Here is an 11,478-nt window from a genome sequence, read left to right on the forward strand (position 1 = left end):
GATTCGCGCGGCACGCCGCCGCGCCCGGACACGGAGCTGACGGGGGATTTGAGCGGGTGGGCTGAGCGACGGGGATTGGCCCAGGCCGCGATCGGACGGGCGGCGCGGCGAACCCGTGGCCAGTTCATCGGGGCCACCCGCAAGCTCTGGCCCTTCGGCCGCAGCAACGCCACGCGCCTGCTCTTCGCCCCGCACGACCTGCGCACCGCCGATCCGACGACGGCCAGCGATTTCTATGCAGGGTATTACGCCTTCGCCGGGCGGACCTTGCGCAGCCACGGCGAATCGCCCTTCGACGCGACACCGCCGAGCGAGGCCTGGGCCGAAGCGCTCTACGGTTTCGGCTGGCTGCGCCATATGCGCGCCGCCGACACCGCCATCGCCCGCGCCAATGCCCGCAGCCTCGTCGAGGATTTCATCGCCCGACGCCGGGATCGCCACGACATCGCCCGCCGCCCGGCCGTGATGGCACGCCGGCTGATCTCCTTCCTCTCGCATTCGCCATTGCTGCTCGAAGGCGCCGACCACGCCTTCTACGAGCGCTATCTGCGCCATGTCTCGCGCCTCACCGACCGGGTCAGCCTGGCGCTTGCCGGTGCCGTCGAGGGCGCCGACCGGCTGAACGGCCTGATCGCCATCGCCTTCGCCGCGATCTGCCTCGATGGGCAGGATGCTCGACGCCGCCGGATCGAGACCGTGCTCTCCGAAGAGCTCGACGAGCAGATCCTGCCCGATGGCGGCCATCTCTCGCGCAATCCGCGCCTGCTGATCGAATTCCTGCTCGATCTCTTGCCCCTGCGCGAGACCTTCGCCGCCCGCGGCCTCGAACCGCCGCGCGGGATGCTGACCGCGATCGAGCGGATGATGCCGCATTTGCGCCTGTTCCGGCATGGCGATGGGGCGCTGGCCCTGTTCAACGGCATGGGCACGACCCCGCCCGACCTGATGGCGACGCTCGCCGCCTATGACGATGCCCGCGGCCGGCCGACCGAGCACGCCGCCTATTCCGGCTATAGCCGCCTCGCCGCCGAGCGCAGCATCGTCGTCACCGATGCCGGCGCGCCGCCGCGCGGCGCCTATTCGGTCGAGGCCCATGCCGGCTGCCTCGCCTTCGAATTCTCCAGCGGCGCGCAGCGCATCATCGTCAATTGCGGGGCCAGCCGCTTCGGCCCGCGGGAGCTGAGGCTCGCCGCGCGCAGCACCGCCGCCCATTCGACGCTCGTCCTCGACGATCGCTCCAGCGCCAATTTCGGTATGGTGCTCGGCGAGATGCGCGTCGTCTCCGGTCCGCGCGATGTCCGCGTCGCCCGCCAGGACGGCGCGGACGGTGCCGAATGGGTCGCGAGCCATGACGGCTATCGCCGCGGCCTCGGCGCAACCCATACTCGTCGCCTGACGCTCGCCCGCGACGGCGCCGCCCTCTCAGGCGAGGACGAGGTCGCCCTGACCGGCACGCGCACGGAACTCACTGCCGCCCTGCGCTTCCATCTGCATCCGAATGTCCGCGCCAGCCTCGTCCGCGAGGGCAGCGGCGCCCTTCTGGCGCTCGCCTCCGGAGAAGTCTGGAGCTTCGAGGCCGGAGGGCGGATCATCGCCATCGAGGAGAGCATCTTCCTCGCCGGCTCCGATGGCAGGCGCCGTACCGAACAACTCGTCATCAGCTTCGATGCCCTGGCGACCCCGCGCGTCGCCTGGCGCCTCAGCCGGATCAGCACCGCCCATCCCCGCGCCGGCAGGTCGATCGCCGACGTGATCGCCGAGCGCGCTGCAGCGGAACCCGCATCCGACGCGTGACGGTTCTGCGACGGCGGCTTTTGCCTTTTGCAGCGCAGCATGATAGCCCGCGCGCGTCTGCCGAAACTGCCTTCCTGCAATCAAAGCCGGACCTTATCCCGATGCCGAATGAGCTTCGCCGCGTCGAACGCGCGCTCCTTTCCGTTTCCGACAAGACGGGTCTGATCGACTTCGCGCGCGCCCTCCACCAGCTCGGCATCGCGCTGGTCTCGACCGGCGGCACCGCCAAGGCGATCGCCGAGGCCGGTCTGCCGGTTTCGGACGTCTCCGACCTCACCGGCTTCCCCGAGATGATGGACGGCCGGGTCAAAACCCTGCATCCGAAGGTCCATGGCGGCCTGCTCGCCATCCGCTCGCATCCCGAGCACCAGGCCTCGATGCTCGGCCACGGCATCCAGCCGATCGACCTGCTGGTCGTGAACCTCTATCCGTTCGAAGCGACCGTCGCCGCCGGCAAGGCCTATGACGACTGCATCGAGAATATCGATATCGGCGGCCCCGCGATGATCCGCGCCGCTGCCAAGAACCACCACGACGTCGCCGTCGTGGTCGAGCCGGCCGATTACCCCTCCGTCCTCGCCGATCTCGAGGCCCAGAAGGGTGCGACCACGCTGACGCTGCGCCGCAAGCTCGCCCAGAAGGCCTATGCCCGCACGGCGGCCTATGACGCGGCGATCTCGAACTGGTTCGCCAATGAGCTCGGCGACACGGCCCCGCATTTCCGCGCGCTCGGCGGCGCGCTCGCCGAGACGATGCGCTATGGCGAGAACCCGCATCAATGGGCCGCCTTCTACCGCACCCCGGAGAACCGGCCGGGCGTCTCGACCGCGCGCCAGGTCCAGGGCAAGCAGCTCTCCTACAACAACATCAACGACACCGACGCCGCCTTCGAATGCGTCGCCGAGTTCGTCCCCGAGGCCTCGGCCGCCTGTGTCATCGTCAAACACGCCAACCCTTGCGGCGTCGCCGCTGGCGGCTCGCTGCTCGAAGCCTATGAGCGCGCACTGGCCTGCGACCCCGTTTCGGCCTTCGGCGGCATCGTCGCGCTGAACCGCAAGCTCGACGCCACCGCGGCCAAGAAGATCGTCGAGATCTTCACCGAAGTCATCATCGCGCCGGATGCCGACGAGGAGGCGATTGCCATGATCGCCGCCAAGAAAAACCTGCGCCTGCTGCTCACCGGCGGCCTGCCGGATGTCCGCGCACCCGGCCTGTCGCTGCGCACCGTCTCCGGCGGCTTCCTCGCCCAGTCGCGCGACAATGCCGTCGTCGACGACATGGAGCTGAAGGTCGTGACAAAGCGCCAGCCGAGCGAGCGCGAGCTTGCCGACCTGCGCTTCGCCTTCCGCGTCGCCAAGCACGTCAAGTCGAACGCCATCGTCTATGCCAAGAACCTCGCCACCGTCGGCATCGGCGCCGGCCAGATGAGCCGCGTCGATTCCTCGCGCATCGCCGCCTGGAAGGCCGCCGAGGCCGCGAAGGCTGCCGGCGTCGCGGAAAGCCTCGCCAAGGGCTCGGTCGTCGCCTCCGATGCCTTCTTCCCCTTCGCCGACGGCCTGCTCGCCGCGGCGGAAGCCGGCGCGACCGCGGTGATCCAGCCCGGCGGCTCGATGCGCGACGACGAGGTCATCAAGGCCGCCGACGAGGCCGGCCTCGCCATGGTCTTCACCGGGCACCGCCACTTCCGCCATTGACGGCGGCACCGGCCGCGGGACACCCTCGCTGACAAGCTGCGCGTTAAGCCGCGCAGCGGGGGACAGGGGCTTGCATGGCGAAAGCTCACAAATCCGGCGCGCTGCTCAGGGAGCGCGTCGAACACCAGCATGCGAGGGTTTCCTACGTCGAGCTGTTCTTCGACCTGGTCTTCGTCTTCGCGATCACCCAGATCTCGCACACGCTTCTCGAGCATTTCAGCCCGCTCGGCGTGGCCCAGGCCGCCTTCCTGCTCGGCGCCGTCTGGTGGATTTGGATCTACACGAGCTGGGTGACGAACTGGCTCGATCCCGAACGTTCCCCGGTTCGCATCCTGCTCTTCGTCCTGATGTTCCTCGGCCTGGTTATGTCCAGCGCATTGCCCGAGGCCTTCGGCGCGAACGGCCTCGCTTTCGCCGGCGCTTATGTCACCGCCCAGCTCGTCCGCTCGATCTTCACGATGGTGAGCCTGAAGGGCGCCTCGCCGGCGAACTATCGCAACTTCCAGCGCATCACGATCTGGCTCGCCTGCTCGGCCGTATTCTGGATCGCCGGCGGCTTGAGCGAAGGCCCCCTGCGCTTCGGTCTCTGGCTGGTCGCCCTCGGCATCGAATATGTCGGCCCGGCCGCAGGCTTCCGCGTTCCGGGCCTTGGGCACTCGCGCACCAGCGACTGGAATGTCGAGGGCGGCCATCTCTCGGAACGCTGCGCTCTCTTCATCATCATCGCGCTCGGCGAATCCGTCCTGATGACCGGCGCGACCGCCGCGAAGTTGCCGGTGACGGCCGTCAACCTGACGGCCTTCTTCAATGCCTTCCTGAGCTCGGTCGCGATGTGGTGGATCTATTTCCATATCGGCGCCGAGCGGGCGAGCCACCATATCGCCCGCTCAAACGATCCCGGCCGGATCGCACGCATCGCCTATACCTATCTGCATGTCCTGCTGGTCGCCGGCATCATCCTCGTCGCCGTGGGCGACGAACTGGTGATCGCGCATCCCACCGGCCATACCGATGGCAGAACGGCGATCGCGGTCCTGGCCGGCCCGGCCTTCTACCTGCTCGGCAATCTGTTGTTCAAGCGCATAACGGCCGGCTGGTACCCCCTCTCCCATCTCGTCGGCCTGGGCCTGCTCGCCATTCTAACGCCGGCCTGGACGGTACTGCCGCCGCTGGGCTTCAGCCTGTCGGCAACCGCGATCCTGATCCTGGTCGCGGCCTGGGAAGCGATCTCGCTGCGGCCGAAGGAAACCTGATCCATGCATACCATCAAGGTCATCGGCATCGGCTTCGCCCTGCTCGGCATCCTGCTCGTCCTGGCGCCGCGCCTCTCCGTCTCCGCCGGGCGGCCGATCCCCTTCGCGGTGAAGCTCTTCCTGCCGCTTTGGTTGGCCGGCGCCTTGATCAATCTCTGGATCGGCGTCGCCAGCGCGGGCTATACCGTGATGGAGGAAGCGCCGATCTTCCTCGTCGTCTTCGGCGTGCCGGCGGTGGCCAGCCTGCTGATCCTCTGGCTGACCTCGCGAATGACCCGATGAGCCTCGAATCCGTCCGCGCCTTCTTCGCCGAACACGCTCCCGACATCGCCGTCATCGTGACGCCTGAGAGCAGCGCCACGGTTCCGCTCGCCGCAGCGGCCCATGGCGTCGAGCCCGGCCAGATCGCCAAGACGCTCTCCTTGCGCATCGGCGAGGAGGTCGTTCTGGTCGTCACCCGCGGCGATGCCCGTCTCGACAACCGGAAGGCCAAGGCGGCGCTCGGCGGCAAGCCTCGCATGCTCGGCCAGGAAGAGGTCGAGGCCCTCACCGGCCATCCCGTCGGCGGCGTCTGCCCCTTCGGACTCGCAACGCCGCTCAAGGTCTATTGCGACGTCTCGCTCAGGGCCTTCGACATCGTCGTGCCGGCCGCCGGATCGACCCATAGCGCGCTGCGGATCGCACCTGACCGCATGGCCGAGCTGACCAGAGCCGAGTGGGTCGATACCTGCCAGGAAGCGGCTCAAGAGGCAGCAGCGGCGGAGTAAGCGTCAGCCCTTCGTCCGCGCGATCAATTCCATTGCGGCGGCGGGATTGCGCACCTTGTCGCCGCTGATCACATAGAGAAACACGTCGCGCTTCTCGGCCTTGGCGGCCGGCCCGACCGGTTCCAGCCCTTCCGGCACGCCGCCCTTGGCCCAGGCCTGCGCGGCCTTGGTCCAGCGATCGAGCCCGGCCTCGGCATAGCCTTTCGGCTCGGCCTCCTGGGTCCCCATGATCCGCGCATAGACGAAAGGCGCCGTCACGTCTGCGATCTGGGTGTAGTCCGCATCGGCCGAGGTGATGACGGCCACGCCATACTCCCGCAAAAGCGCGATGAAATCAGGCGAACGGAAGCTGTCATGCCGAACCTCGACGGCATGGCGCAGCGTGATTCCGTCCAGCTCCTTCGGCAACAGCTTCAGGAAAGCCTCGAAATCAGCGGGATCGAATCGCTTCGTCGGCATGAACTGCCAGTTGATCGGGCCGAGCTTGTGTTTGAGCTCGGTCAGACCGCTGGTCAGGAATTTCTCCACCGAAGGGCCGGCTTCCGCCAGCACGCGCCGGTTGGTGCAGAAGCGAGAGCCTTTCAGCGCGAAGACGAAATCATCAGGCGTCTCCGCGCGCCACTTGGCGAAGCTCTCCGGCTTCTGGGATCCGTAATAGGTGCCGTTGATCTCGATCGAGGTGAGCTTGCTCGCGGCATATTCCAGCTCGCGCTTCTGCGGCAGCCCGTCCGGATAGAATGCCCCGCGCCACGGCTCGAACACCCAGCCGCCGATGCCGATATGGATCTTGCCTGCTTCGCGGGTCATGAGGTGCTCCGTTGTACCGATGCTGATAGTGGCGCGAATGGCTGGTCCGACACCACCCACTTTCAGCAAAGGTTGAAGCTAGCCCTATTGGCAGCAGATCAATGTCAGGAGGACTGACAAGCACCCGATGGACGCCTTATGCCGCTACGTCATGACGGGTGGCGGCCTTCCTCATGAAAGCGCGCAGGCTCGTGAGCCTCAACGTCGCGGCTGCTCGGGGAATTCGAGCTTGGTGACGTCGTAGCCCAGCGCAGCCGCACGGGCGACCAGCCGCTTGCGCTGTGCGGAGCTGATCTGCGGATTGCGTGTAAAGATATAGAGATCGCGCAATGTCGGATCGGCGGAGATGAACCATCTATAGTCGTCGGCCCGGTCGAGTACCCAGTAGTCGCGCTGCACCGGTACAAAGCCGTAGAGCTTGTAATCAACTCTAAGTTTCGCATTGGTGCCGGGGTCGAGGATGGTGCCGGGGCCGCCAATCGTCTTGAGCTCGCCGCGCGGGCTGCCTATCCGGCAAGAATCAAGCACCTGAATGCCGCCGGCGCGATCTGGCCCATATTCCGTCGCGCCGGCGACGCAGCCATCCGTGATCGTCATCGGGCGGCGGGCGATCTCGCGCCAGGTCCCGGTGTAAAAGCGCTGAACATCGATCCCTTTGCGCGGTTCGGGCGCCTTCTGCGCCTGCGTCATCGAGTTTCCGGCGCACCCGGCAAGCGACAGAGCGGCGACGGCGGCAAGCAGAAGCGATTTCATGGCGGCTCCCCTGGCGATGGGCGACCGTTCTCTCGGCGCCTCCAGACCACTACGCGCTAGAGCGCTCGAGGATCCCTCCCGGCAGGCGACGTTGAGCTGACGACGGTGGGACAGCGGCGGGGGTAAGGGGCCGCTTGGTCCTCAAGTCAACCAGGAAACGCCTGTCGCGAGCCCACGAACACCGGGCGTGATGTACGCCGGAAAGCGGACCTTGGCTGATCTCCACGCCGGAGCCTCATAAAGTGGCCGCGGTGCCTGTCACAGACGCAAGCCACCATCCACCGCGATCTCGGCGCCGTTGATATAGCTGCCCTCGGGTGAGCAGAGCAGCAGGGCGATGCCGGCGCAGTCCTCGGGACTGCCGATCCGGCCCAGGGGAATGCGGGCAAGCACCTGCCTCTCCCGACCGGGCTGCGCGAGGACCGCGCGGTTGCGGTCGGTCAGGATCGCGCCCGGCATGATGACGTTGAAGGTGACCCCCGGTGCCTGCGTTGTGCGGGCGAGGTTCAGGATCATGTTGGTCTGCGCCGCCTTGGTGGCCGCGTAGTAGAAATGGGTGGCATTGGGACGCGCTTCCTGCACGCTGCCGATCGCGATCACCCGGCCGAAGCCGCGCGCCAGCATGCCCGGCAGGAAAGCCTGCAGCAGCCGCACGGTCGCATGGAGATTGATCGCGGTCTGCGCGGCCATGGCGGCTTCCGAGATCGCATCCCAGGTTTCCAGTGTCTCGACCGAAGCGCAGAGCACGAGGATATCGGGCTCGGTTCCGCTCGCTTTCAACTCGGCTGCCATCGCGGTAGGGGCTCTCGCCTCGACGAGGTCAGCGATCAGGGGCGTGGCCGAGAGGCTTCTCCCGCGCAAATCGGCCACCGCAGCGCCGGCGGCAGACGCGTCCCGGTCGTGGATGATCGCATGCGCGCCAGCTTCCGCTAGGCGCGCCGCGACGGCAAGGCCGATGCCGCGCGCCGCACCGGTGACGAGGGCGACGCGGCCCGAAAGTGGTTCCGTCATCAGCCGAGCAGCGGCTTCACGCGGGCCGCCGCATCGTCCATCGCCTGCTGCGCCGGCTTACGACCGAGCACGGCCGCCTGCGTCTCCTCGATGAAGATGTCATGGGCACGGGCCTGCTCGTCGAAGGCGGGCAGATGGATGCGCGATGCCTTGAGCGCGGCAGCCTCGTCGGCGGCATAGGGCATCGCCGCCTTCAGCTTCTCGTCGGCATAGGTCGAGATGCGGACCGGGCCGTTGCCGTTCAGCGCCATCGCGGTCGTGCCGGCCTTGGAGGACAGCGCGCGGATGAACTCCCAGCTCAAGGGCTTCTGCTTGGCGTTCTTCGGGATCATCAGCGCCCAGAACTCGGTCGTCGGCGCAAAGGCGACCTTGCCGGCTAGATCGGCCGCCATCGGCGGCAGCAGCGATTTGAAGCGCCCGCCGTACTTGCCTTTGGAGGGGTCGTTGTAGGTCACGAGCCGGGCGAAGGGATTGATCGTCATCGCCGCCCGGCCCTGCTGCATCCAGGTGGTGATCTCCTCGTTGTTCACCGTCGCGAAATTCCGCGGCAGCACGCCGGCCTTGTAGAAATCGGCCAGCAGGGTGAGCGTCTTCACCATCGGCGGCTCGGCCGCGACGATCTTGCCGTCGGTCGTCATGTAGTCGCCGCCGAGGCAGCGGGCGAGCGTCAGGAAGTTCGAGGCGAAGACCGCGGTGAAGGCGAGGCCATAGACCTGTGTGCCGTCCTCGCGCTTGAAGGTGAGCTTGCGGGCAAGCTCCGCCAGCTCCTCGAATGTCGTCGGCAGCTTGGTGACGCCGCGCTCTTCCAACAGGGCCTCGTTATAGATCAGGGCATTGGTCGCGTGGCGAACCGGGATACCGTGCAGGGCATCGCCGACCTTGAGCGGCGCGAGCAACCCCGGCGCGAAATCGTCGAAGGCCTCGATCGGCGCCTGCTTCATCAGCGCATCGAGCGGCTCGAAAAGCTGGAGATTGCGCGGCACTGCGCGGCCATTGACGAGATAGGCGACGTCGATCGAGGTCTCCGACAGAGAAGCCTCGCGCAGCAGCCGCTCATGCACGGCGTTGACGTCGCCGAAGGTGACCCAGTTCACGTCAGCGCCATTCGCCTTGCGAAAGGCTTCGGTCGCGTCGCCGCCGGGCCCGGTCGTGGCTGCGTTCTGGTGGACGCGGTGGCCGAGGGCGGTCAGCGTCTTCGCCTGGGCGAAGGCGCCGCGCGGGAGACATGTCGAGGCGACTGCGGCGCCAGCGAGCACGCCGAACCGGCGGCGCGAGATGCGGGATGTCATCGATGGTCCTCCGGTGATCGTTCTTGTCGTGTCGTTTTCGCGAACGCTCAGGCTGGAAGCAGCGGCTGCACGCGCTTGACCAGCGAAGCCATTGCCTCCTCCGGCGTCTTCATGCCGAGCACCGCGGCTTCCGCCTCTTCCTTGAACAGGTCGCCGGCCCGCGCCGCCTCGTCGAATGCCGGCATCGGCACGCGCGCGACCTTGAGCACCTTCAGTTCCTCGGCGGCATAGGGCACCGTTCCCGCAAACCCCTGGTCGGCATAGGTCGAGGCGCGGACCGGGCCGTTGCCGTTAAGCGCGGCCTTGAGCGTCGCATCCTTGGAGGCCATCGCCTTGATGAAGCTCCAGGCGAGGTCCTTGCGCTTGGCGTTCTTGGGGATGACCATGCCCCAGAACTCGACCTTGGCCGGCGCGGCGTCGTACTTGCCGGCGAGCGTCTTCGAGGCCGGCACCGCGATCGTCTTGATCTTGCCGGGGAATTTCGACTTCTGCGGGTCGTTGTAGATGCGGTTGCGGCCCATGCTCTGCAGGCTCATCGCGGCGCGGCCCTGCTGCATCCAGACATTGACGTCCTCGGGCGAAAGCGTCGCGAAATTGCGCGGGAAGGCATTGGCCTGGAAAAGCTCGCGCAAGGTGCGGACGGCGTTCAGCATCGGCGGCTGGTCGGCGACGCATTTGAAGTCCGGCGTGATGAACTCGCCATCCCAGGCGCGGGCGAGGTCGATCACGTTGGGATAGGTCGCGCCCGGCGTACACAGGCCCACGACCTGCGTGCCGTCGGCGCGGCGATAGCTGCAGGCCTTGGCGATCTCGATCATCTCTTCGATGGTCGCGGGCGGCTTGGAGAAGCCCTTCTCGGCCAGGATCTCCTCGTTGTAGTGCAAGCCGGAAGAGGCATGGCGGAACGGGATGGCCAATTGCTTGCCGCCGACCTTCATGCCTTCCATCAACCCGGGAAAGATGTCGGCGACGTCCTCGACCGGATCCTTCTTCAGGTAGTCGTCGAGCGGCTCGAAAAGGCTCGCGGCGCGCGGCACGACCTGGGTGTTGACGACGAAACCGACATCGACCGAGGTCTCCCCGAGGCTCGCCTCGCGGAACAGGCGCTCTTGCAACGGACCGGTGTCGAAGGTCGTCCACTGGACGGTAACGCCGTTCTTCTGTGCCCAATCCCTGGTGATGTCGCCGCCCTGCGCGCCCGTCGAGACCGTCTGCATCACGCGATGGGTGAAGACATTGAACGGGCCGCTCTGCGCCTGCGCGGCGTGGCCCAGCCCGGCGAAGCTCAGTCCGAGGATGCCCGCGCCGAACTGCCTACGGTCGAGTGTCGCCCCTTGGTTCATGTCGATCCTCCCTCTGGCTCGCGAGTTCCGCGATGGCGGCTTCTGCCGCTTCGAAATGCTTGTTCATGGCGGCAGACGCCGCGACGGGATCGCTCGCCTTGATCGCCCCGACGATACGGACATGACGCTCGAAGGTGCGCTGCCAGTCTTCCGGCCCGCGGGCCTCGCGTGAATTGAAGATCTCCATCACCTCGCGGATGACCGGGCGCAGGCCCCGGATCTGGAAATCGAGCAGGCGGTTGCCCGAGGACGCGGCGACGGCCTCGTGAAAATCGAGATCGGCCTCGATCCAGCGGGGCACGCTGCCGAGTGCGTCTTCCATCCGGGCCAGAATGAGATCGAGCTTCTCGATATCCTCGTCCGAACGGCGCTCCGCGCTATGCGCGGCGATCGGTGGCTCGAGAATGCGACGGAGTTCCACGGCCTCGGTCAGGCCGTTGGCGCGCCCGCGCACCGCGAAACGGTAAAAGCGGTCGAGCGGGGCGGCATCGAGCGCCTGCACCCGCGTCGGCTTGCCCTGCTGGATATGGACCACGCCCATCGCTGCGAGCTGGCGGATGGCCTCACGCGCGATCGGCTTGCTGACGCCGAAGGAGGCCGCGATGCGCGATTCGGAAGGCAGGGAGTCGCCCGGCTTGAGCCGCCCCTCGTGGATCGCCTGCGTGATGCGTTGGATCACCGCATCGCCGAGGCGCATCGGCACGACATCGCCGCCCGCGAAAGGGTCTTCTGCATCGAGCACGGCGCGGGCGAGATCGTTCATCAAA

The 11,478-nt window shown here is 67.1% G+C and carries 11 protein-coding genes; 5 read left to right on the forward strand and 6 right to left on the reverse strand.

What is annotated here, in order from left to right; translation table 11 throughout:
* Nucleotides 1-75: 75 nt before the first annotated feature.
* The 5 genes from Q9235_RS20875 (at nt 76) to Q9235_RS20895 (ending at nt 5,508) form a co-directional block, all read left to right on the forward strand.
* Entirely contained in the window at nt 76-1,794 is a 1,719-nt protein-coding gene (locus Q9235_RS20875) for a heparinase II/III family protein (RefSeq protein ID WP_306223735.1), read from the forward strand.
* A gap of 101 nt (nt 1,795-1,895) precedes the next feature.
* Nucleotides 1,896-3,488: a bifunctional phosphoribosylaminoimidazolecarboxamide formyltransferase/IMP cyclohydrolase gene (purH, locus tag Q9235_RS20880; RefSeq protein WP_306223736.1), complete on the forward strand. Its 1,593-nt coding sequence runs from the start codon at nt 1,896-1,898 to the stop codon at nt 3,486-3,488.
* A 74-nt stretch (nt 3,489-3,562) separates the two neighbouring features.
* Nucleotides 3,563-4,741 carry a low temperature requirement protein A gene (locus Q9235_RS20885; RefSeq protein ID WP_306223737.1) on the forward strand — a complete coding sequence of 393 codons (1,179 nt, stop codon included), beginning with the start codon at nt 3,563-3,565 and terminating at the stop codon, nt 4,739-4,741.
* 3 nt (nt 4,742-4,744) lie between these two features.
* Nucleotides 4,745-5,023 carry a hypothetical protein gene (locus tag Q9235_RS20890; protein ID WP_306223738.1) on the forward strand — a complete coding sequence of 93 codons (279 nt, stop codon included), beginning with the start codon at nt 4,745-4,747 and terminating at the stop codon, nt 5,021-5,023.
* A complete protein-coding gene (locus Q9235_RS20895; protein ID WP_306223739.1) occupies nt 5,020-5,508 on the forward strand; it encodes a YbaK/EbsC family protein in 489 nt (162 codons plus the stop codon). The genes Q9235_RS20890 and Q9235_RS20895 overlap by 4 nt, the downstream gene beginning before the upstream one ends.
* A gap of 3 nt (nt 5,509-5,511) precedes the next feature.
* Here Q9235_RS20895 and Q9235_RS20900 read toward each other — a convergent pair whose 3' ends face one another.
* From Q9235_RS20900 to Q9235_RS20925, 6 genes are all read right to left on the reverse strand, one after another.
* Complete coding sequence (locus Q9235_RS20900; RefSeq protein ID WP_306228379.1) at nt 5,512-6,315, reverse strand: DUF72 domain-containing protein; 804 nt, start codon at nt 6,313-6,315, stop codon at nt 5,512-5,514.
* A gap of 198 nt (nt 6,316-6,513) precedes the next feature.
* Nucleotides 6,514-7,005 (reverse strand): lipocalin family protein, encoded by a 492-nt coding sequence (locus Q9235_RS20905; protein WP_306223740.1) that lies wholly within the window; start codon nt 7,003-7,005, stop codon nt 6,514-6,516.
* A 321-nt stretch (nt 7,006-7,326) separates the two neighbouring features.
* Entirely contained in the window at nt 7,327-8,079 is a 753-nt protein-coding gene (locus Q9235_RS20910; protein WP_306223741.1) for an SDR family NAD(P)-dependent oxidoreductase, read from the reverse strand.
* Entirely contained in the window at nt 8,079-9,368 is a 1,290-nt protein-coding gene (locus Q9235_RS20915) for an ABC transporter substrate-binding protein (RefSeq protein ID WP_306223742.1), read from the reverse strand. The genes Q9235_RS20910 and Q9235_RS20915 overlap by 1 nt, the downstream gene beginning before the upstream one ends.
* Nucleotides 9,369-9,415: 47 nt before the next feature.
* On the reverse strand, nt 9,416-10,711 hold the full coding sequence (locus tag Q9235_RS20920; RefSeq protein WP_306223743.1) for an ABC transporter substrate-binding protein: 1,296 nt from the start codon (nt 10,709-10,711) through the stop codon (nt 9,416-9,418).
* Nucleotides 10,683-11,474, reverse strand: coding sequence for a FadR/GntR family transcriptional regulator (locus Q9235_RS20925; RefSeq protein WP_306223744.1), 792 nt, complete (start codon nt 11,472-11,474; stop codon nt 10,683-10,685). The genes Q9235_RS20920 and Q9235_RS20925 overlap by 29 nt, the downstream gene beginning before the upstream one ends.
* Between the last annotated feature and the right edge of the window lie 4 nt (nt 11,475-11,478).

Origin of the sequence: Bosea beijingensis (assembly GCF_030758975.1) — a bacterium.
Taxonomy (GTDB): Bacteria; Pseudomonadota; Alphaproteobacteria; order Rhizobiales; family Beijerinckiaceae; genus Allobosea; species Allobosea beijingensis.

Coding starts and splice junctions, on each gene's coding strand:
- Q9235_RS20925 (WP_306223744.1), bottom strand. CDS start 11,474: ATGAACGATCTCGCCCGCGCCGTGCTCGATGCAGAAGACCCTTTCGCG.
- Q9235_RS20920 (WP_306223743.1), bottom strand. CDS start 10,711: ATGAACCAAGGGGCGACACTCGACCGTAGGCAGTTCGGCGCGGGCATC.
- Q9235_RS20915 (WP_306223742.1), bottom strand. CDS start 9,368: ATGACATCCCGCATCTCGCGCCGCCGGTTCGGCGTGCTCGCTGGCGCC.
- Q9235_RS20890 (WP_306223738.1), top strand. CDS start 4,745: ATGCATACCATCAAGGTCATCGGCATCGGCTTCGCCCTGCTCGGCATC.
- Q9235_RS20895 (WP_306223739.1), top strand. CDS start 5,020: ATGAGCCTCGAATCCGTCCGCGCCTTCTTCGCCGAACACGCTCCCGAC.
- Q9235_RS20905 (WP_306223740.1), bottom strand. CDS start 7,005: ATGACGCAGGCGCAGAAGGCGCCCGAACCGCGCAAAGGGATCGATGTT.
- Q9235_RS20900 (WP_306228379.1), bottom strand. CDS start 6,315: ATGACCCGCGAAGCAGGCAAGATCCATATCGGCATCGGCGGCTGGGTG.
- Q9235_RS20885 (WP_306223737.1), top strand. CDS start 3,563: ATGGCGAAAGCTCACAAATCCGGCGCGCTGCTCAGGGAGCGCGTCGAA.
- purH (WP_306223736.1), top strand. CDS start 1,896: ATGCCGAATGAGCTTCGCCGCGTCGAACGCGCGCTCCTTTCCGTTTCC.
- Q9235_RS20910 (WP_306223741.1), bottom strand. CDS start 8,079: ATGACGGAACCACTTTCGGGCCGCGTCGCCCTCGTCACCGGTGCGGCG.